We start from the raw sequence: 19,591 nt of genomic DNA, 5'->3' as shown, positions 1-19,591 counted from the left end.
TATCCTTTTTTTGTGAAATACAGGACTATTGAAATAGCATAAATAGGTAATAAGGTATATATTAGGAGTCTAAAATTCGATTAAATCCACTTTGAAATGAAAAAGTACTATTTAGTCTGATATAAATCCAAAAAACGGTAAATTAGAATTTCGAATTGTAAGACCATTCAACTAACTATGGAAATCTGATTTTAAATGAATGTGTAGGAAAAATGATGATGAATAAGGTTGAAATTTTAAAAAATATAGTAGGAAATAGTGTGAAATATTGAAAATAGGAATATTGTCATATCGACAAAAGAAGCTAAAATACTTATTCTGGTATAGAAAGCAATTTAATTGTTTTCTTTTTTACCATGTGGTGCCGCCAGACAATTGCAGTTGTCTGGCGGTATTTATTATTATAACCAAATAATAATTTTCAATCATTCCTACCGGATGGTTTTTTTGGAGTAGGGAAAACGGAAGATTAAAACACTAAAGGCCGCCTTTTTAGGGCGGCCTTTTATAGTACCTATATAGGTAGAAGTATATAAACAGCCGATAAGTTATTGACTGAGGAGCTTAAAGTGATTTTCATTAGTCACAAGTCTGTTCTATTAATAAAAAAATTTCATAAATTTTAGAGAAAGGAGGTGGTTATTTTTGGAGCTAATTTGGATGTTAATTGTTGGTGGAATAATTGGATGGCTGGGAAGTCTGATTTTAGGAAGGGATATGCCGGGTGGAATTATTGGAAATATCATTGCTGGATTTGTTGGAGCATGGCTTGGTACTGCAATATTAGGGCCAATCGGACCTGAGACAGAAGGGTTTTACATTGTGCCTGCGTTACTGGGTGCCATAATTGTTGTGTTTATTGTATCCATTATCATGAGAAATACAAGATGGAGGTAGAAAGCAGAGGGTACAAGATTGAATGAATTTGCCAGAATCACGTGTAGATGGTTTAGAGAAAGCTGATCTATATGTGTCCATTATTGCTTGAAAATGCTGTTCAACAATACTGGACAGTTTTTTTGCGTAATAAAATAAAGGTTTTCGATCGAAGAATCCATCAGTGTTTAATCAATCCGAATGATTATCAGAGTTCCTAAAAGAAACTAAAGCTGTTTTAAGTGCGGCGTAATTACCGATACTGGCGTATCCGTAAAACCATCCCATAAAAATCCCAGTAGTCAAGTGATGCCGATGGCTTATGAATATAGAAAGGATTAAACCAAGACATAAAGCAATAGTGGGTACGTAACTTCGGGGGATAGGAAAGAGGTATTTTATGATTTGAGTCAAAATCATGATAGTTGGAATGGCAATTACAGCATCCCAAAAATTCGTATGTATCGTCGGAAAATCCATAGTAACACCACTTTCAAAAAGAAATGTCTATTGAACTAATTTCACCGGATATAAAAGAATTATACCTTGTTTATTTGACTCGGTTTATTGATCAAAGCTCTTTTGATATTACAATTATATTTAGATTCATCATAACATGTAAGTTAAGTGGCTTAATCTAATCGACTAACATCTCTATTAAAATATTATAGTATTCTTTCTGTCATATACATGGGATGAAATACATAGACTTAAAATAATAAAAAAAAAGCGCAATTTGCGCGCTTTTAATGAATTTGCCTATATAGCCCGATCACTCTTCCAAGAATGGTTACATCTCTTAGAATGATAGGTTCCATATTGGAGTTTTCTGGCTGAAGCCGTATGTAATCCGGTTCCTTAAAGAATCGTTTAACGGTGGCTTCATCATCTTCCGTCATGGCCACGACGATATCTCCGTTATTGGCATTGCTTTGTTGTTTTACAATGACATAATCTCCATCATGAATTCCTGCTTCAATCATACTTTCACCCATAATTTCAAGCATGAACACATGATCATCATGTGGAACCATACTTTCAGGAAGAGGGAAGTATTCCTCTATGTTCTCGATGGCAGTTATCGGCATACCTGCGGTTACTTTTCCGAGAAGTGGTACGTTAACTACGTTTGTTTTTGGAATGTTATTAGATTCTTCTATATTTAAAATCTCAATGGCCCTTGGTTTAGTTGGGTCGCGTCTGATTAAGCCTTTGCTTTCCAAACGAGATAAATGTCCATGTACAGTCGAACTTGATGCAAGTCCCACAGCTTCGCCAATCTCTCTAACGGAAGGTGGATAACCTTTTTGACGAACTTCATCTTTTATGAAATCAAGAATATCCTGCTGCCGTTTTGATAGTTTAGTCATATACGCACCTCTTCTCTATAATTCTTTGCTATATTATAGCATGGCTCTCCATGCTATACAAACATAAGTTCGAATTTGGTTGTTGACTGAAACAAACGTTCGTATTATAATTCAATCATCAACTAAAAACGAACGTACATTCGCTATGGAGGGATATTAATGAAGACATTTTGCAAAAATAATATTTATACGATTCTATTAGCAGGATTTGTATTTATCTTGTCTATTTTATTCTCTTTCACATTAGATAGTAATCAAAATAGGGATTTCCTTTCGATTGAAATTAACGAAGGTGATACTATATGGGAGATTTCAGAAGAATATGGTCAAACCGAATTGACAAAAAAAGAATTCATTGGTTGGATAGAAGAGTATAACGGTGTAAGGGCGGATACGATTAAGGCAGGTCAAATCATTGTCATACCAGTTGAAAGTGAAAAAGTAGTCCAAAGTTTGGCTAGTAAGCAGTAAAGGTAGGTTCATATGAAAGCAGTCATCTATTGTCGGGTAAGTACAGAAAAAGAAACGCAGGAAACCTCGCTAGCTAGGCAGGAAGAGGAATTAGTAAAGTTAGCAGAACATAATGACATGGAAGTCGTTTCAATAATAAGAGAGCAGGCAAGTGGTTACGAACTGAACCGTGACGGGATATTTGACATGCTTGATCTTTTTAAGACAAAGGAAGCGAATGTTCTCCTGATTCAAGATGAAACTAGGTTGGGAAGAGGTAATGCTAAAATTGCCTTGTTTCATGTTGTACTTAAAGAAGGAGTGAAGATCTTCACACTTTCTCATGATGGTGAATTAGAGTTATCGGACTCTGATGCCATGGTTATCCAAATTGTTGGTATTGTAGAAGAATATCAACGTAAACTACATAACCTGAAAATTAAACGTGGTATGCTTAGGGCCGTTGAAAATGGCTACCGGCCCCAGAAAAACCTGAAGAACCAAAGAAACTCCACTGGTAGGGATCGTAAAGAAGTACCCATAGAAGAAATTGTGAAACTGCGTTCGAATGGATTAACTTTTGCGGAGATTGCGGCAACACTGAGAGGCTTTGGCTATGAAGTGTCAAAAGCAACGGTACACCGCAGATTCTTGGAATACCAGCAAGGTACACCGGAGAATCAATCATAGAACTTGTAATTTCACTTTTTTTTTAATACCATGTCAATATCCGTATATATAAAGGAGAAAAATTATGCTATCAAAAGAAAAAATGGCCCGTATCAATGAACTTTCTAAAAAAGCTAAGGGAGAGGGCTTAACTGTAGAAGAGGCGAAAGAGCAAACTTCCTTACGAAGTGAGTATTTGGAGACATTTAGACGTTCAATGGCTGATACGCTAGAAAATGTTAAAGTTATCGATCCAGAAGGTAATGATGTCACGCCTCAAAAAATAAAAAACATTAAAGAAAAAAAAGGTTTACATTAACCAATAAGGACTGATGATGGCCCCATCATTAGGATTACTCATGAGGAATGTAAAGTGAAAAAAGAGAATGCATCGATGTATGTATTCTCTTTTTTGGTTTAACCTAACCTTGGTAAATCCTTAATTAGTAGAAAATTGAATTAGCTGTGCAAGAAATGGTTATTTTAGTTGTGATATTAAGTTAGTCAATATAATATAAAGAGGTACACTACAGGAAGGGATGTTTTACACATGTTAGATAAATTAGATGCACTTTCTATTAATACAATTCGTACATTATCGATCGATGCAATTGAAAAGGCTAATTCAGGTCATCCAGGCATGCCTATGGGTGCAGCTCCCATGGCATATAAGCTGTGGACTGATTATATGAATCATAACCCGAAAAATCCTGATTGGTTTAATAGAGACCGTTTTGTTTTATCGGCAGGACATGGTTCCATGCTATTATACAGTCTCCTGCATTTATCAGGTTACGGCTTGACAATGGATGACTTAAAGGGTTTCCGTCAATGGGGAAGTAAAACTCCTGGGCATCCTGAATACGGACATACTGCTGGTGTAGATGCCACTACTGGACCACTTGGCCAAGGGATTGCAATGGCTGTAGGTATGGCAATGGCAGAACGTCACTTGGCTGAAAGCTACAATCGTGATTCTTATAATGTAGTTGATCATTATACATATAGTATTTGTGGGGATGGAGACTTAATGGAAGGCGTTTCAGCTGAAGCTGCTTCTTTAGCAGGCCATCTTCAACTAGGAAGACTTGTCGTTTTATATGATTCAAACGATATTTCTCTTGATGGAGATCTTAGCCAATCATTCAGTGAAAGTGTAGCAGACCGTTTTAAATCATACGGCTGGCAGTATCTGAGAGTGGAAGACGGCAACGATTTACAACAAATCGCAAAAGCCATTGAAGAAGCAAAGACTGATGAAGCTCGTCCAACCTTAATCGAAGTGAAGACAGTAATCGGTTATGGTTCTCCTAACCGCTCTGGTAAGTCTGCCGCTCACGGTGCTCCTCTTGGTGCTGATGAAATGAAGTTGACAAAAGAAGCTTACAAATGGACATTCGAAGAAGACTTTTATGTTCCGGATGAAGTATATGCACACTTTAATGAAGCATGTGTAGAAGCTGGAAATAAAAAAGAACAAGAATGGAATGAACTTTTTAATAAATATAAAGAAGCGTACCCTGAGCTCGCAGAACAGCTGGAGCTTTCTATAAAAGGTGAACTACCTGCAGACTGGGATCAGGAAATTCCAGTTTATGAAGAAGGCAAGACATTGGCTTCGCGTGCTTCCAGTGGAGAAGTATTGAATGCATTAGCGAAAAAACTACCTAGCCTTATTGGAGGTTCAGCCGATTTAGCAGGATCAAATAATACATCCATCAAAGGTGCTACAGATCTATTGCCTGGAAATTATAGTGGACGTAATATATGGTTTGGTGTACGTGAATTCGCTATGGGAGCAGCATTGAACGGGATGACGCTACATGGTGGCATCAAGGTTTACGGTGGAACATTCTTCGTATTCTCTGATTATCTACGTCCATCCATCCGAATGGCTGCCTTAATGGGACTTCCTGTAACATATGTATTCACTCACGACAGTATCGCTGTTGGTGAAGACGGACCGACACATGAGCCTATCGAACAATTAGCCTCATTACGTGCCATGCCTAATCTTGGTGTGATTCGTCCAGCTGATGGTAATGAAGTTGCAGCAGCTTGGAAGGTCGCTATTGAGTCTAAAGATAAACCAACGGCACTTGTGTTAACAAGACAAGGGTTACCGACAATCAAAAACACATCAGAAACTGCTTATGAAGGTGTGTTAAAAGGTGCGTATGTTATATCAGACGCTAAAAAAGAAGTAGCGGATGCATTGCTACTGGCTACTGGTTCTGAAGTTCATCTAGCTGTCGAAGCACAGCAAGCATTGTCGGAGGAAGGAATTGAAGTTTCCGTTATCAGCATGCCATCGTGGGATCGTTTTGAAACTCAATCCAAGGAATACAAACAAAGTGTAATCAACCCGGCTGTCAAAAAACGTCTGGCTATCGAAATGGCTTCACCTTTTGGCTGGGACCGTTATACAGGGGATGAAGGTGAAATTTTAGCCATTAATCATTTTGGCGCTTCAGCTCCAGGCGGTAAAATTATGAAAGAATTCGGCTTTACCGTTGAAAATGTAGTAGCTCGTGTGAAAGAGATGCTTGTTAAATAATTGAGTAAGACCTGACTGACACCTATTTATGAGGTGTCAGTTTTTCTTATATCAGTAAATGAGGACTTATTTAAAAAAATCCCATTCGACAAAAAAAGATGAAAATTTCTCCAGCAAACAACATATCTTGTTGTTTTGTCAAGATATAATAAGAATAATTAATTATCGATTAAATGTGTCAAATGGGTAAAGGTTTATAAAGGTTCATGGCAAAAGCCATTACGTTTTAATATCTGTTCATAAATTGAGATCCTAGGGAGGTATAGGCTAATGAGAACCTATCAGATTTTTTTGATTGAAGATGAATTCGCCCATCATTATTATGGTAGGGAAAAGCTTTTCTTCAATTTGTTTTTGGAGTATATTCAAGCAAAGGGTGGACTAAGGAGTATTTTGCAAAAACAAATCGAATATGTCACCAAGACAGTTCCCGTAATCCAATTGCAGGCTGTTATTGAACAGCGGTTAAAGAAAAAGATGAATTTTTGGTCGCAAAACGGTAAATACTATTTAGAAAAAACAAGTGGAACAAGCAAGGCGGCCTTAACTATTGAGGGTGAATCCATAATACTTAAATCTGAGGGTGACGTTGAAGCGGAGACTGCTTTCTTTGAATGTATTCGCAAATGCGAACCAGGTTTTCTAGCCATTGATTTTGAACATGAAAAGTATGGTTGGTTAAAACCGATTAAAGAAAGAAAATTTGTCTAAATGGGGGACTTTTCGCTAGCGGGTATTGTATAATAATATTTGGTCTAGTACACTGATGTTAGACAACATGAAGGAGGAAATAGTATGTGGGTTTACATTCTAGTTGGCGTACTAGCATTGATTTTGGGAATAGTGCTAGGATTTTTCATCGCTCGTAAATACATGATGGATTACTTAAAGAAAAATCCGCCAATTAACGAACAAATGTTGAAAATGATGATGATGCAAATGGGTATGAAACCGTCCCAAAAGAAAATTAATCAAATGATGAGTGCTATGAATAAACAACAAACCAAATAAATAGCATGAAAATCGCTATGCACTAATTTTTAATCGATTGATTATGGCTATTATAGGATGAGCAAATCATAAAATGCATTACAGAGTAATCTTTCATCATAAATTTTTGTTTGCTTTATCTTTCATCACGATCCGAAACCTCTTTCTCTGACGAAATCTACCAGAGAAGGGGGTTTTTTGCGTGAAGAAGAATCAGTTATACGGGCCAGGACTGGAAAAAATTTATATTTAAGTATACAGAAAGGAAAGAGGAGATAGAAGGGATCCCATTCAAATGGCCATTAAATGAAAAATAGGTTGCCCCAAGATAAAAGGGGGCAACCTGTGTTGTATGTGTCATTTTCTATTATTGTGCAGTTAATCCGCCGTCAATTACGAATTCAGCTCCTGTAGAATAGCTTGATTCTTCGGAAGCTAGGAAAAGAACGAGATTGGAGACTTCTTCTGGCTGTGCCACGCGTTTAAGAGGAATATGTTTGGCAAATTCTTTGATGACTTCAACAGCATCGCCTTGGGTTACCATTGGTGTTTCAATCACACCTGGGTGTACTGAATTCACGCGGATTCCATAACGTGAAAAATCAATTGCGGCTGCTTTTGTCATTCCGCGAACGGCAAATTTTGTATCCGTATAACCAATTGCACCAGCCACTAGCCCGTTCATTGAAGAAATATTGACGATTGATCCGTTTTCAGTTTTCTTCATGGATGAAACAACGGTTTTCATTCCCAAAAATACAGATACTTGGTTAATTTTTACGATTTTAAGGTACTGATCCAAGGTTGTATCTTCAATGGAGTTATTAAGGCTTATTCCTGCATTGTTTACTAAAATGTTTACTGGGCCAAATGTGTTTTCAGTCTCGCTAACGACAGTCTGCCAATCGGCTTCGCTAGAAACGTCTTGTTTAATAAATATGGCGTTTTCGCCTAGTTCTTTCGCTAGGGCTGCTCCGGCTTCTTCATTTAAGTCGGTTAAAACAACTTTTGCGCCTTCTTCAACAAATTTACGCGCATGAGTCGCACCCATGCCGGCTGCTGCGCCAGTGATAATCGCTACTTTATTTAATAACCTTTCCATAAATAACACCTCATTATTATTTTTTTGATAGTTGAACTATCATTTTATGCATTTTTATTTTATACTATTTAACAGAATATATCAAGCAATAGGAGAAAGGACCGATGAATCGTGAGTTCAAATACTAGAGAAAAAAATAAAAAGCATCGGACAGAACAAATAATCCTTGCAGCGGAGGAATTATTTTCAGAAAAAGGATTATATGATGTACAGATGCAAGATGTCGCTACAAAGGCAAATGTCGGTATAGCCACCTTATTTCGTTACTTTCCTAAAAAAGAAAATTTAATCGTTGAGGTTGCTGTATTCATTTTAAGTAATTTCCAAGACGACCTAAAAAAGATTGCCGATTCAGAAAAGAACGCATACGAAAAATTTGAAGAGTTATTCGAATATTTTTTAGAGATCGCGAATGGACCAGCTAGAAAAGTCACCTTATTTCGTGAGGCTTTTGAAAGCTATTCCTCATATAAAAACGAGCCTCTAGAAAATATTGAATCCTATATCGACATACAAAAAGAGTTATCGCGTGAAATTTTCAAAATCATAAAGCAAGGGGTTGAAGATGACTCTCTCCGTTCGGATATAAATATGGAGCTAGCTCTTCAAACAATAACAAATTGTTTTAGCATATTTTCAACGAGAATCACTTTGCATGAAAAGGTAGCTATACCATCTTCGGGAATTACCCCCATTGATCAGCAACAGTTTTTAAAAGAGATGTTCCTCCACTATATAAGGGCTTAAATTGGTTGAAACATCCTAACTGATACTGGGGTGACATATCGATTTGATTAGAGTGGCCTATTACTAGTGTTGACCGAATAAATAAAACGTATTATATTTCCTATTTCAATGGGAAAACCCTGAAAAATTCAGGTAAGGTAAGGTTTGAACGATACAATAATTCGGATACGGTTACACATTCATAACCATTTTTATAAAGATAAGCTAGTGTTGTTTCTAAAGCACGAACTGTTTGGGGGCGGTCACTCCAATCATGAAGTAAAATGATATCTCCGGGTCGCAAGGATTTAATGATGTGGTTTGATATTTTATTGGCTGGAGGCCTAGCCCAGTCTTTTGGGTCCTGATGCCAAGACCAGAGTACCACTTTAAATCCTTTATTAACCGCAGTATTGATGATTGTGTCATTATGGAAACCACCTACAGGACGATAAAGAGAGGGTTTATATCGTGCAAGGTCCCATATAATCTTATCCGTATCATCTAATTCCGATGATAGTCTATGAGCAGTTATATTCCTATCATATGGATGAGTATAAGTATGGTTGGCAATTTCATGACCTTCCTTAATCTCTCTTTTTAAAACATCTGGGTAGCTCTTCACTTTATTACCCGCTACGAAAAAAGTAGCTTTTGCATTATATTTTGCTAAAAGATCCAGGATCTGAGGAGTATAGTCTGGATGGGGCCCATCATCAAATGTAATGGCAACGATTTTTTCTTGAGTATTCACTTCCCAAATAACATTTCCTGTTTTTTCGTAAACTGCTCTGCTGTCTGTTGCTGCCTGGGACTCGTTATACGAGGCAGGAAACAAAATAATGAGGGATAGGGCAATAAATAAAGTTTTCACAATAGTTTCCTCCAGGAAATACGGTTATACATGTTATTATGCGGAGTTTGTCTTTATTTATTAATGATTAGGAATGAGAAGAAGAGAGGTAAGCAATAAGTGCACGTCATTGAGGAATGAAGATGAATATACGTCATATACTGAAACCAGTATCACTTTAGTCAAGTACCCGTTTTATAATGTTTTTCATGATAGATGTTGAGTAATTGGTCAAGCTGTTGACTAAGTTCGATGGCAAGATGTGAACTTAACCCATTTCGCTCCACTATAGTAATAAGTTCACTTCGTTTTAATTCGATTTGTTCAAGACATTCATTACTTTTTAACATAGCTATTCCTTTCTAATCCGAATGCATTGGCGTTTTTTTAGATTTGTTGTAAAATATGTATGAATATAACAATTATAAAGCCTTGATGAATTGTTATCAAATAAGTTTTTCACTTATGGGTAAAGATCATTTTAATTAGCTTTTTCAGGTGTCACGAAAAATTATCAATTCCAAAAATGTATTTTTTTATCTAATTTGATACAATGTTTATAGGTTGTCTTACATAGGAGTGGAAGTCTTGGATGAAATTAATATTTTCTTAGCATTTGGAGCTGGATTTTTGAGCTTTATTTCTCCATGCTGCTTGCCGTTATATCCTGCTTTTTTATCATACATCACAGGTATGAGCGTGGGAGAAATCAAGTCGGATAATACTATGCTGCAAAAAAGAAGCATGTTGCATACGTTGTTCTTTTTGCTAGGTTTCTCGTTGGTATTTATAGCGCTAGGATTCGGTACTACATATTTAGGTTCTTTCTTTTCGGATTATAAAGAGTTAATTCGTCAAATTGGTGCCATCTTAATAGTCCTTTTTGGGTTATTCATAGTGGGAATCTTCCAACCGAAGTCCTTAATGAAGGATAGCCGGTTTGAATTTAAGAACAGGCCTGGTGGTTACTTGGGATCGATTCTTATTGGTCTTGCTTTTGCAGCTGGGTGGACGCCATGTGCGGGTCCCCTTTTAGGTACTGTCATGACGCTAGGGGTAACAAATCCTAGTGCCGCTATGAACTATATGATTGCTTATGTATTAGGATTTGCCATCCCATTCTTTGTTTTATCCTTTTTTGTAGGGAAATTAAAATGGATAAAAACCTACAGTCAGTACATTATGAAAATTGGCGGTTATTTAATGATTGTTATGGGGATTATCTTATTTTTTGATTGGATGACTAAAATCATTGCCGTTTTAACTACACTATTCGGTGGGTTTATTGGATTTTAGTACATTTTCATGTAAAAAAATATATTTTTTGAATTGTATAGGCTTTTTATTGAGTCTTTGGCCCCTTTTTTTATGCCTTTAGTTATAAAATTCGTTGATTTTAGGACTTAAGTTAGATATTCTAGGAATATATAACTTTGAATATCTTTTATTTGTTCTGCTTGTTGTTTGAAATGAGGAGGAGCGGCTATGGCCCAATTATTAGTAGTTGATGATGCTAAATTTATGAGAATGACACTTTCAAATATATTGACTAAAGCAGGCCATGAAGTGGTTGGTGAAGGTGAAAATGGAAAAGAGGCGATTGAACTATATCGAAGACTGAATCCCGATTTAGTCATAATGGATATAACAATGCCCATAATGAGCGGGCTTGATGCAGTTAAGGAAATAAAAAAGGAGTTTTCCTCTGCAATGGTTATTATGTGCTCAGCTATGGGGCAGCAAAAAATGGTTGTGGAAGCCATTGAGGCTGGAGCAAAGGACTTTATTGTAAAGCCTTTTGATGAGAATCGAGTCTTGGATGCCGTTAATAGGGTATTGGATTAAATACTCGCCTTGTTAATCTGATTTAGGTACTATATACTTTGTTTAAGGTTATAATTATTATATAGTTTTCTTAGTGTGTACCTACTTACTATTAGCTAAAAAGGATGAGTTAAATGATATATATAACAACAGGAATGGCTATTTTGATGGCTTTAGTTGTTTTTAAGTTGCGTATGAAGGAAACGGAAAGACCGGTGAATGCGAAAAAGATTATACTACCGCCTCTTTTCATGAGTACAGGAGCTTTGATGTTTCTTTTTCCGATGTTTCAAGTAACACGTTCTGAACTTTTAGAAGCTCTTATAGCTGGTATGTTATTTTCTATCTTATTAATCAAGACTTCGAAATTCGAAGTGCGTGATGAACAAATATATATCCAGCGTTCCAAAGCATTTATTTTTATTTTAATCGGTATTATGGTAATACGTTTGGTAGCTAAATTGATTTTGGGGAGCACGATTGAAATTGGAGTGCTTGGTGGGATGTTTTTCCTTCTTGCTTTCGGTATGATTGTTCCTTGGCGAGTTGTGATGCTTTACCAATATAAAAAAGTCAAAGCAGCTTCTTTTAGTGAAGGTAAGATGATTTGACTTTTACCCAGTGAAAACCGCATGTTGACACATGTGGTTTTTTTGTTTGGTAAAAACACTTAGTTGTTCTATTCAAAATTAGGTTAGAGGAGAAATTCATTAAAAATCATAGTAATTTCATGCGAATTATATTATATTAATATTATTGTTGTTTACTTAAGGGGGAAACGGTTTATGTTACAAATGATTGTGTTAGGGATTATTTGTGGTTTACTACTAGGATTTGTGCTTCAAAGAGGCCGTTTCTGTGTTGTTGGTGCATATCGTGATTTGCTTATAGCGAAAGACGGGCGAATGTTTTTAGCTACGTTCATTGTCATTGCGATACAAAGCGTTGGTGTGTATGCACTACGGGATACAGGAATCATTCAATTTGGTAATGATGGTTTTCCCTGGTTAGGAACCATCCTCGGAGGCTTTATATTCGGTATCGGGATGGTTCTTGCAGGAGGCTGTGCGACAGGAACATGGTACCGGGCAGGAGAGGGTATGATCGGTAGTTGGGTCGCACTCTTCGGTTATATGCTTGGAGCTGCAATGACGAAGTACGGCGTGTGGAAAGCTACAGGGGATCATCTGGTTTCTTATCGTACGAGTGATACGTATATTCATGAAACGTTGAATGTGTCACCTTGGTTATTGGTCATTGTTTTGATAATCATAGTTGGTATCTTGGTCATCAGGGAATTTAAAAAGCCTAAACTTCCTATGTTCAAGATGAAACCGAAAAAAACTGGATTGGCTCATATTTTATTTGAAAAACGCTGGCATCCCTTTGTCACTGCATTATTGGTAGGACTTATTGCCATCGTGGCTTGGCCTTTAAGTGCGATGACCGGGCGAATGTTCGGTTTAGGGATTACTACACCTTCTGCGAATATTTTAACGTTCCTTATCACAGGAGATGATGCGCTCATCGATTGGGGTACATTTTTAGTATTGGGCATTTTCTTGGGTGCTTTCATTGCAGCCAAAGGCAGCGGGGAATTCCGTTGGAGACTGCCTGATATGAAAACATTGCGTAATAATGCTTTTGGTGGAGTGATTATGGGATTTGGCGCGAGTATCGCAGGCGGATGTACCATAGGTAATGGACTGGTTAACTCAGCATTATTTGCGTGGCAAGGCTGGGTCGCGATTGTCTTTTTCTTATTAGGAACATGGGTAGCGGCTTATTTCACTATCATCCGTAAACAAAAGAGTTCAAGCGCATCAAAGGCTGCCTGAGTTTTATCACATTAATTAGAGGAGTGGAGTAAAATGGCAAAGGTATTAGAGACATCAGGAATGGTTTGTCCGTTTCCATTAGTAGAAGCAAAAGAAGCAATTGCAGGTATGACAAAAGGGGAAGAATTGATCATCAATTTCGATTGCACCCAAGCAACGGAAAGTATCCCTCGCTGGGCTGCAACGGAAGGTCATGAAATTACGGAATTTGAACAAGTCGATGACGCTCAATGGCGTATAATCGTTAAAAAAGGGAATTAATAGAAAAAATGTGCCAGGGATTCCCTGGCACGTTTTTTTCTATTTTGAAGCTAAATCGTTGGCGTTAAGCAGTCGGAGTGGTAACATAACTTTAATCTAATATACTAAGGAGTTGTTAATGAAATGGTTGATGAAGTTGTATTGAATGATGTTTCGCTGCAGGTCACAAATTTTCATGCCGAATCTATAAAGAACCCTGAAAGCGGAGAACTTAGAAAGGTTAGTTTTGATTTTAAAGTAACGAGCGAGGAGTATCATGATATCACAACGCTGCTCTATCAAATGGTTTTTGATTTAAAGATTCCTGAGACAAGAGAAGAATACCGGGCAGAAATCTTCAACTATTCAACATCGCTTACGAATTTATATGAAGAAAATGCTGTGGGAGACTTTTCCCTTACGTTAATTGAAGTAGATTCTCAAGATTGATTCCATTACCAGCCTTGTAAAGAAATGGGTTACTGTCTATAATAATGGTAACGATAAATTAATTTATACATACGAGGTGGTTCTTTGCTAGGAGGCTGGTTTTTATGGTTTATCCTTTTTTGGGTAGTCCTTTTAGTAACGTTAATGAGCATTGGTGGCTTTTTCATGTTTCGGAAGTTTTTAAAAAGATTCCCGAAAGAAGACGGGAAATCAGATATGGATTGGGAAGAGTATTACTTGGAACAAACGAACCACTTATGGTCACAACAGCAAAAGGATTTGCTTGAAGATTTAGTAAGCCCTGTACCGGAACTTTTTCGTGATGTGGCCCGTCATAAAATCGCTGGTAAGATCGGTGAATTGGCTTTGAAAGAAAATGCACCGGATATAACAGAAGATTTGGTGATTCGTGGGTATATCATTGCCACACCTAAACGAGATCATAAGTTTTTACAAAAAAAATTGACGGAGCGACAAGTGAATATGGATCCCTATCAGCATTTATTTAGCTGAAGGCAGGGTGGGCATACTCTTTAGAGTGTGCCTTTTTTATTATGGATTGTGGTAATAATTAGAACGTTTGTACTCTATCAAGGCTTTCTTTTTAATATTTGATATAATAGTAGTAAGAAAAACGAGGACGGAGTGAAACGATGAAATTTATCCATACGGCCGATTGGCATTTAGGGAAAATTGTTCACGGGGTCCATATGACGGATGACCAACGTCATGCCCTGCTACAATTTATTGAGATAATCGAAGAGGAAAAACCCGATGCGGTGGTCATTGCCGGTGATCTTTATGACCGTTCCGTACCACCGACTGAGGCGGTTGAGCTACTTGATGAGATTCTTTATACGATCAATGTAAAAATGAAAATCCCCATTGTGGCCATATCAGGGAACCACGATTCGGCTGAAAGGTTATCATTTGGCTCATCATGGTACCGCCATAGCCAGTTATACATTCACGGGAAACTGACAAAAACATGTGAACCAGTCCATATCAAGGGTGTTAATTTTTACTGTGTTCCTTATGCAGAACCAGGGACGGTTCGTCACGTTTTCGAGGATGAAAGCATCCATTCCCATCAAGAGGCGATGAGAAGGATAACAGGGGCTATAGAGGAAAAGCTTAATCCAAATGAGCCGAATGTTTTGGTGGGACACGCTTTTGTATTGGGTGGTAAAACGAGCGATTCAGAACGGGTTCTGTCAGTGGGTGGATCTGGTTGTGTGACAGCCGATTTATTTGATGCGTTCGATTATACGGCACTTGGGCATTTACATAGCCCGGATGCAATTCGACATCCAAAAGTTTATTACTCCGGATCACTTTTAAAGTATTCATTTTCTGAAGCTAAACAAAATAAGTCGCTATCCATCGTTGAAATGAGAGAAGATGGTAACTTTGAGATTCGCTATCGGTCCCTGACCCCTAAGTATGATATGAGGGAGATTTCAGGCACGATGGAAGAATTACTTGACGTTACTTTTTATCAAAACCAAAAAGTAGACGATTATTTTAAGATTACCTTGAATGACGAGGGATCGCTCATCGATCCCATTAACCGATTGCGTCAAGTTTACCCGAATGTGCTTCACCTGGAACGGAAATGGGATCTGACCGATTTGAGACGAAAAAAATCATATTCCTCCGTAAAAGATGAAAGGAAGTCTGAAATAGACTTGTTTGAGACGTTTTATCAGGAGATGACAGATAGAGAGTTCGATTCCCAAAAGCAGGAACTGATGGTTTCTGTCATTGAAGCTGTCAAGAAAGAGGAGGCTTTGAAATGAGACCTCATATTTTGACGATGCAAGCATTCGGTCCATATGCGGGTAAGGAAATCATTGATTTTAATACACTGGGAGAACGGACCATGTTTGTCATTTCAGGAAAGACCGGTGCCGGGAAAACGACCATTTTTGATGGGATTAGCTTTGCTATATATGGGAAAGCGAGCGGTGAAGACCGTAGTGGACAAGATTTACGAAGTCAATTTGCCGAGGATGACGTCTTGACGGAGGTTTCATTGCAATTCACTCTCCGTGGAAAAACATATTTGGTTACCCGATCTCCACAGCAGGAACGAAAGAAGAAATCAGGAGAGGGTACTACAACCGTTAGCGCGAAAGCAGAACTATATGAATTGGTACAAGGCGAGGGGAGAAAGTTACTGGGAGCCAATGTTCGCGAGGTTGAAGAGAAAATCAAAGTACTCATTGGGTTGGATGCGAACCAGTTTAGGCAAATCCTGATGATTCCGCAAAATGAATTCCGTAAACTATTAACATCTGATAGTAAAGATAAGGAACAGATTTTGCAAAAGTTATTCCATACCGAATTATATAAGAGAATAGAAGAAAGATTAAAAGAGGAAGCATCACTTCTTAAGAAACAAAGTGAAAAAAGCGCACAGCGTCGCATTGAATTAATGAAGGGCATCAAACCGGGTGATCATGCGGAGCTTCAATCTTTATTGGAAGCAGCTGAACCAAATGAACAACAAATTCTTCCTTTGCTTCATTCGGTGATATCAACGGCTACAGAAAAGCATCAACATTTAGGTGAGCTTCTAAAGGAAAAGCAGAATGCCCGTGATCAGGTCAACCAAGAGCTATCCAAAGCCGCCGATTTATTGAAAAGATTTGCTGAAAAAGACAGATTACAAAATGAAAAAGCAGACTTAGAAAACAGGCGCCCGGAAATTATGGAGTTAAAAGAACAAATGAAAATGGCTCATAAAGCGGCCTCGCTAGAAAAACAAGAGCAATATTACTTGCGAATCGGTAAACAGGTAAAAGAGGTGACGTCTGAACTTCAAAGTTTAACGAAGCAGGCCGAACTACTGTTAGAGGAGCGCCTGAAGAAACAGAAAGTTTATGAGCAAGAGCTTAAAAAGGAAGAGGATCGAGAACAGGCATTACGGAATGTACATCAGCTTGAACAGGTGAAAGAAGCCGTTTTGACTTATTCAAGTCTTAGAGAACAGGTTACTTTAGATGAAACAGAGTGGAAGAAAAGTAAGCAACTCCGTGAACATAATATTTCAGAGCTTGCTAGAATCGAAACGGACTTGGAGAAAATCAGCCTTGAAAAGGCGGAAGCCGAAAAAGTGGCCATCCTTTATGGAGAGAAAGAAAGGGAGTTTGAAAAAAACCAACAGCTTCTTTCAAAACTTAGAAAGCTACAAGCTGTTTATTCGGAATGTAAAAGCATGATGGATGTCTTGGAAAATAAAAAGTCTACATTTCAAAAGATGCTCGATCATCATCTCCAGGAAAAAGAAAAACTAGAGGTAATCAATCAAAATTGGCGTGCAGGACAGGCTGGTATGCTAGCATCCATGCTTCATGATGGTGAAAACTGTCCCGTCTGTGGTTCGATTGATCACCCTGAGCCTGCACACTTGCATGAGAATATGCCATCGGATGTAGAATTGAAACAGCAGGAAAATAGAGTGAAAATGGCCGATAAACAAAAAAGTCAGGCTGAAAGTGAATTTTACCAGGCAGAATCGAAATTCCAGGCACTCACAGACACCAAGAATGAAAGATACACAGATTTACAAAATGACGTTCCGGAGTTCGCTTTCGAGCTTATCGACGAATACTTGAAGTCGTATGAGGAAAAAGGAAGAGAGTTACAAGGGCATTTACAATCATTAATGGATAAGAAGGATGCAGGAAGCGAATTGGAGAAACGATTGATTGCCTTAAAAAAGAAGGGTACTCAATTGAAAGAGAACTTGGCATCTTTAGAGAAAATGGAAGATACTACAAAGACCAGGTATATTGAGAACTCAACAAAGCTTACAGGCCTAACGAATTCCCTTCCAGAAGGAATTCGTACTGAAGTAGAATATGCAAGGGCATTTGATGCGGCAGTCAGAAGGCAGAAGCAGTTACAAAAATCATTGGAAGAGGCACAAAAAGCCCTTCAATTGGTCAAAGAAAAAGAATCGGGCATCCATGCGAAAAAGGAATCGCTCGCAGGGAATATAGATGCATTGACGCTTGAATTAAATCAAGAGCGTGAAAAGCTGGTTGTGGAAATGTCCAACCAAGGATTTGCTACTTATAAGGAATATACAGCAGCCAAAAGGACTGAAGATGTGCTTGAATCTATGGAAAAACAAGTACAGTTATACGAACAAAATTGGCAAAGTGTCATAAGCTTGTTTCATGATCTGGAAATGAAGTTAAAAGATGTACCAAAACCGGACTTGGAGGGGTTAAGGAAAACATTTGCATTCATTGACGGTGAATTGGAAAAGTTGCGTCACACACAGAATGAACTACAGGCTGAACAAAGGAATAACCAGGAAATCGAGCAGAAATTGGCATATATTAGAGAAGAGCAGAAAAGCCTGGATGAAAAATATAGCATCGTTGGGCATCTTTCAGAGATTTCAAAAGGCCAAAATTCATTCCGAATTACGTTTGAACGGTATGTATTGGCTGCCTTTTTAGATGATATTCTTAAAGAAGCTAATCTGAGACTGTTAAAGATGACGAGCGGTCGTTATCAGCTATTGCGAAAGCTTGACCCAACTCGCAGGAATATTCAAAGTGGGTTGGAGCTGTCAGTATATGACCAATATACCGGACAGGAAAGGCATGTCAAAACGCTTTCTGGCGGAGAGAGTTTTAAAGCCTCGCTTGCCCTTGCTCTTGGGCTTGCAGATATTGTCCAGCAGAATGCAGGAGGAATTTCCCTGGAAACAATGTTCATAGATGAAGGTTTCGGTACTCTCGATCCTGAATCACTGGATCATGCCATTGAAGCATTAATGGATATCCAGAGTAGTGGACGGTTAGTCGGCATCATTTCCCATGTTCCTGAATTGAAAGAACGAATCGATGCACAGCTTCAAGTCACATCCACTCAAAATGGAAGCACCACAACATTTAATTTTGCTGGCTAATAAAAAAGAATGGCTCTGGAAGCAAGTAGCTTCTGGAGCCATTCTTTTTTATATAAAGCTATTCGATCTGAATACTATCTTGGTCTTTACCGGGGGAATACTTATGAATACGAATCACTAATGATGGGTGGGTAAACTCGGCAGTGATCCTTCGTGAACAGATGGAAAAAGGGAAAGAAATTTTTCGTTGTGTAGGTGATGTAATCGCTTTATCTTTATGAAATAGCTTTTGAAAAGGTTTGTGAGGCTTTTCAACGGTAATCAAAATTTCGTTATCTTTTAAACGCACTTTAATATCCTTTGCTTCATGGTTTTCCAATATTGCTTCCACCATATACTCGTCATCACTTTCGTAAATGTCAATTGTAAATAATTGATGGTCCAATTTACTTGTCTCCGGATTAAGAAAAAACTTTTTCACCCATTCATCAAAAACCTTTACCTCATTCATCTGTACATCATGTAGTTTATCTTGCATGTGGATACCCCCGGTTTTGCCTTTGTTTGTATTATATGTTGGAAGTATCGAAAATGGTGATAATTAGGAAAACTTTCTAACTTAACTAAAATATATGTGGATTAGATACAAATACAACGGTGATTTTCTTCCAGTGCAATGATTATTATCTTTGCGCCATACGAAGTGAAGACCGATAAAATTGGTGCTGGCAAAACCATTAATCGATACAAGCAAAATTAATGCACGAAACTAAAAA

General features: G+C 37.8%; 23 protein-coding genes. 17 read left to right on the top strand and 6 right to left on the bottom strand.

All coding sequences use genetic code 11. The annotated features are described in order from the left end of the window. Nucleotides 1-660: 660 nt before the first annotated feature. A complete protein-coding gene (locus tag ACIQXH_RS08460) occupies nt 661-897 on the top strand; it encodes a GlsB/YeaQ/YmgE family stress response membrane protein (RefSeq protein WP_402875429.1) in 237 nt (78 codons plus the stop codon). 171 nt (nt 898-1,068) lie between these two features. Here ACIQXH_RS08460 and ACIQXH_RS08455 read toward each other — a convergent pair whose 3' ends face one another. Both ACIQXH_RS08455 and lexA read right to left on the bottom strand, forming a co-directional pair. Next, entirely contained in the window at nt 1,069-1,356 is a 288-nt protein-coding gene (locus ACIQXH_RS08455) for a hypothetical protein (RefSeq protein ID WP_403123102.1), read from the bottom strand. Nucleotides 1,357-1,622: 266 nt separating this feature from the next. Continuing rightward, nucleotides 1,623-2,246, bottom strand: a complete 624-nt coding sequence (gene lexA, locus ACIQXH_RS08450; protein ID WP_402875352.1) for a transcriptional repressor LexA — start codon at nt 2,244-2,246, stop codon at nt 1,623-1,625. 159 nt (nt 2,247-2,405) lie between these two features. Between lexA and yneA the strand changes: the two genes are divergently transcribed. From yneA to ACIQXH_RS08420, 6 genes are all read left to right on the top strand, one after another. Continuing rightward, entirely contained in the window at nt 2,406-2,717 is a 312-nt protein-coding gene (gene yneA / locus ACIQXH_RS08445; RefSeq protein ID WP_403123099.1) for a cell division suppressor protein YneA, read from the top strand. Between the two features lie 12 nt (nt 2,718-2,729). Further along, complete coding sequence (locus ACIQXH_RS08440) at nt 2,730-3,386, top strand: YneB family resolvase-like protein (RefSeq protein ID WP_403123097.1); 657 nt, start codon at nt 2,730-2,732, stop codon at nt 3,384-3,386. A 64-nt stretch (nt 3,387-3,450) separates the two neighbouring features. Next, the gene (locus tag ACIQXH_RS08435; RefSeq protein ID WP_402875358.1) at nt 3,451-3,684 is read left to right on the top strand and encodes a DUF896 domain-containing protein; all 234 of its coding nucleotides are present in this window, start codon (nt 3,451-3,453) and stop codon (nt 3,682-3,684) included. 231 nt (nt 3,685-3,915) lie between these two features. Continuing rightward, nucleotides 3,916-5,922 carry a transketolase gene (gene tkt / locus ACIQXH_RS08430; protein WP_403123094.1) on the top strand — a complete coding sequence of 669 codons (2,007 nt, stop codon included), beginning with the start codon at nt 3,916-3,918 and terminating at the stop codon, nt 5,920-5,922. 270 nt (nt 5,923-6,192) lie between these two features. Beyond that, nucleotides 6,193-6,633 carry a sporulation inhibitor of replication protein SirA gene (gene sirA, locus ACIQXH_RS08425; RefSeq protein ID WP_402956413.1) on the top strand — a complete coding sequence of 147 codons (441 nt, stop codon included), beginning with the start codon at nt 6,193-6,195 and terminating at the stop codon, nt 6,631-6,633. A gap of 84 nt (nt 6,634-6,717) precedes the next feature. Continuing rightward, on the top strand, nt 6,718-6,933 hold the full coding sequence (locus ACIQXH_RS08420) for a YneF family protein (RefSeq protein WP_402875361.1): 216 nt from the start codon (nt 6,718-6,720) through the stop codon (nt 6,931-6,933). A gap of 346 nt (nt 6,934-7,279) precedes the next feature. Here the strand turns inward: ACIQXH_RS08420 and ACIQXH_RS08415 are convergent, their stop codons facing one another. Beyond that, complete coding sequence (locus ACIQXH_RS08415) at nt 7,280-8,014, bottom strand: glucose 1-dehydrogenase (RefSeq protein ID WP_403123091.1); 735 nt, start codon at nt 8,012-8,014, stop codon at nt 7,280-7,282. A 111-nt stretch (nt 8,015-8,125) separates the two neighbouring features. Here ACIQXH_RS08415 and ACIQXH_RS08410 point away from each other — a divergent pair, with 111 nt between their 5' ends. Further along, the gene (locus tag ACIQXH_RS08410) at nt 8,126-8,761 is read left to right on the top strand and encodes a TetR/AcrR family transcriptional regulator (protein ID WP_402956417.1); all 636 of its coding nucleotides are present in this window, start codon (nt 8,126-8,128) and stop codon (nt 8,759-8,761) included. 100 nt (nt 8,762-8,861) lie between these two features. On the opposite strand, the gene ACIQXH_RS08405 is transcribed toward ACIQXH_RS08410, so the two are convergent. Beyond that, nucleotides 8,862-9,617, bottom strand: coding sequence for a polysaccharide deacetylase family protein (locus ACIQXH_RS08405; protein ID WP_403123267.1), 756 nt, complete (start codon nt 9,615-9,617; stop codon nt 8,862-8,864). Between the two features lie 158 nt (nt 9,618-9,775). Next, complete coding sequence (locus tag ACIQXH_RS08400) at nt 9,776-9,943, bottom strand: Spo0E family sporulation regulatory protein-aspartic acid phosphatase (protein WP_402875367.1); 168 nt, start codon at nt 9,941-9,943, stop codon at nt 9,776-9,778. A 238-nt stretch (nt 9,944-10,181) separates the two neighbouring features. Between ACIQXH_RS08400 and ACIQXH_RS08395 the strand changes: the two genes are divergently transcribed. The 9 genes from ACIQXH_RS08395 (at nt 10,182) to ACIQXH_RS08355 (ending at nt 18,875) form a co-directional block, all read left to right on the top strand. Then, nucleotides 10,182-10,889, top strand: coding sequence for a cytochrome c biogenesis CcdA family protein (locus tag ACIQXH_RS08395; RefSeq protein ID WP_402875369.1), 708 nt, complete (start codon nt 10,182-10,184; stop codon nt 10,887-10,889). A 189-nt stretch (nt 10,890-11,078) separates the two neighbouring features. Further along, the gene (locus ACIQXH_RS08390; RefSeq protein WP_402875372.1) at nt 11,079-11,438 is read left to right on the top strand and encodes a response regulator; all 360 of its coding nucleotides are present in this window, start codon (nt 11,079-11,081) and stop codon (nt 11,436-11,438) included. A 113-nt stretch (nt 11,439-11,551) separates the two neighbouring features. Next, nucleotides 11,552-12,028 carry a CcdC family protein gene (locus tag ACIQXH_RS08385; RefSeq protein WP_402875374.1) on the top strand — a complete coding sequence of 159 codons (477 nt, stop codon included), beginning with the start codon at nt 11,552-11,554 and terminating at the stop codon, nt 12,026-12,028. 174 nt (nt 12,029-12,202) lie between these two features. Continuing rightward, nucleotides 12,203-13,255, top strand: coding sequence for a YeeE/YedE thiosulfate transporter family protein (locus ACIQXH_RS08380; protein ID WP_402956419.1), 1,053 nt, complete (start codon nt 12,203-12,205; stop codon nt 13,253-13,255). Nucleotides 13,256-13,288: 33 nt separating this feature from the next. Further along, nucleotides 13,289-13,516 (top strand): sulfurtransferase TusA family protein, encoded by a 228-nt coding sequence (locus ACIQXH_RS08375; RefSeq protein ID WP_402991956.1) that lies wholly within the window; start codon nt 13,289-13,291, stop codon nt 13,514-13,516. A gap of 123 nt (nt 13,517-13,639) precedes the next feature. Continuing rightward, a complete protein-coding gene (locus ACIQXH_RS08370) occupies nt 13,640-13,945 on the top strand; it encodes a DUF3219 family protein (protein WP_403123088.1) in 306 nt (101 codons plus the stop codon). Nucleotides 13,946-14,029: 84 nt separating this feature from the next. Then, nucleotides 14,030-14,458 (top strand): DUF2621 domain-containing protein, encoded by a 429-nt coding sequence (locus tag ACIQXH_RS08365; protein ID WP_403123086.1) that lies wholly within the window; start codon nt 14,030-14,032, stop codon nt 14,456-14,458. Between the two features lie 140 nt (nt 14,459-14,598). Beyond that, nucleotides 14,599-15,744, top strand: a complete 1,146-nt coding sequence (locus tag ACIQXH_RS08360) for an exonuclease SbcCD subunit D (RefSeq protein ID WP_403123083.1) — start codon at nt 14,599-14,601, stop codon at nt 15,742-15,744. Then, entirely contained in the window at nt 15,741-18,875 is a 3,135-nt protein-coding gene (locus ACIQXH_RS08355) for an AAA family ATPase (protein ID WP_403123081.1), read from the top strand. Before ACIQXH_RS08360 ends, ACIQXH_RS08355 begins: the two co-directional genes overlap by 4 nt. A 58-nt stretch (nt 18,876-18,933) precedes the next feature. Here the strand turns inward: ACIQXH_RS08355 and ACIQXH_RS08350 are convergent, their stop codons facing one another. After that, a complete protein-coding gene (locus ACIQXH_RS08350) occupies nt 18,934-19,353 on the bottom strand; it encodes an Hsp20/alpha crystallin family protein (protein ID WP_402875388.1) in 420 nt (139 codons plus the stop codon). Nucleotides 19,354-19,591 lie beyond the last annotated feature (238 nt).

The sequence above is a fragment of the Peribacillus sp. NPDC097225 genome, assembly GCF_044761955.1.
Lineage (GTDB): Bacteria > Bacillota > Bacilli > Bacillales > DSM-1321 > Peribacillus.
Note: the sequence above shows the minus strand (reverse complement) of the source record. Positions and strands in the feature narration are given on the sequence as shown.

Excerpts from the sequence above, each read along its gene's own strand:
- ACIQXH_RS08350 (WP_402875388.1), bottom strand. The coding sequence starts at position 19,353 with ATGCAAGATAAACTACATGATGTACAGATGAATGAGGTAAAGGTTTTT.
- ACIQXH_RS08360 (WP_403123083.1), top strand. The coding sequence starts at position 14,599 with ATGAAATTTATCCATACGGCCGATTGGCATTTAGGGAAAATTGTTCAC.
- lexA (WP_402875352.1), bottom strand. The coding sequence starts at position 2,246 with ATGACTAAACTATCAAAACGGCAGCAGGATATTCTTGATTTCATAAAA.
- sirA (WP_402956413.1), top strand. The coding sequence starts at position 6,193 with ATGAGAACCTATCAGATTTTTTTGATTGAAGATGAATTCGCCCATCAT.
- ACIQXH_RS08400 (WP_402875367.1), bottom strand. The coding sequence starts at position 9,943 with ATGTTAAAAAGTAATGAATGTCTTGAACAAATCGAATTAAAACGAAGT.
- ACIQXH_RS08390 (WP_402875372.1), top strand. The coding sequence starts at position 11,079 with ATGGCCCAATTATTAGTAGTTGATGATGCTAAATTTATGAGAATGACA.
- yneA (WP_403123099.1), top strand. The coding sequence starts at position 2,406 with ATGAAGACATTTTGCAAAAATAATATTTATACGATTCTATTAGCAGGA.
- ACIQXH_RS08440 (WP_403123097.1), top strand. The coding sequence starts at position 2,730 with ATGAAAGCAGTCATCTATTGTCGGGTAAGTACAGAAAAAGAAACGCAG.
- tkt (WP_403123094.1), top strand. The coding sequence starts at position 3,916 with ATGTTAGATAAATTAGATGCACTTTCTATTAATACAATTCGTACATTA.
- ACIQXH_RS08415 (WP_403123091.1), bottom strand. The coding sequence starts at position 8,014 with ATGGAAAGGTTATTAAATAAAGTAGCGATTATCACTGGCGCAGCAGCC.
- ACIQXH_RS08355 (WP_403123081.1), top strand. The coding sequence starts at position 15,741 with ATGAGACCTCATATTTTGACGATGCAAGCATTCGGTCCATATGCGGGT.
- ACIQXH_RS08375 (WP_402991956.1), top strand. The coding sequence starts at position 13,289 with ATGGCAAAGGTATTAGAGACATCAGGAATGGTTTGTCCGTTTCCATTA.
- ACIQXH_RS08380 (WP_402956419.1), top strand. The coding sequence starts at position 12,203 with ATGTTACAAATGATTGTGTTAGGGATTATTTGTGGTTTACTACTAGGA.
- ACIQXH_RS08455 (WP_403123102.1), bottom strand. The coding sequence starts at position 1,356 with ATGGATTTTCCGACGATACATACGAATTTTTGGGATGCTGTAATTGCC.
- ACIQXH_RS08420 (WP_402875361.1), top strand. The coding sequence starts at position 6,718 with ATGTGGGTTTACATTCTAGTTGGCGTACTAGCATTGATTTTGGGAATA.
- ACIQXH_RS08370 (WP_403123088.1), top strand. The coding sequence starts at position 13,640 with ATGGTTGATGAAGTTGTATTGAATGATGTTTCGCTGCAGGTCACAAAT.
- ACIQXH_RS08435 (WP_402875358.1), top strand. The coding sequence starts at position 3,451 with ATGCTATCAAAAGAAAAAATGGCCCGTATCAATGAACTTTCTAAAAAA.
- ACIQXH_RS08385 (WP_402875374.1), top strand. The coding sequence starts at position 11,552 with ATGATATATATAACAACAGGAATGGCTATTTTGATGGCTTTAGTTGTT.
- ACIQXH_RS08460 (WP_402875429.1), top strand. The coding sequence starts at position 661 with ATGTTAATTGTTGGTGGAATAATTGGATGGCTGGGAAGTCTGATTTTA.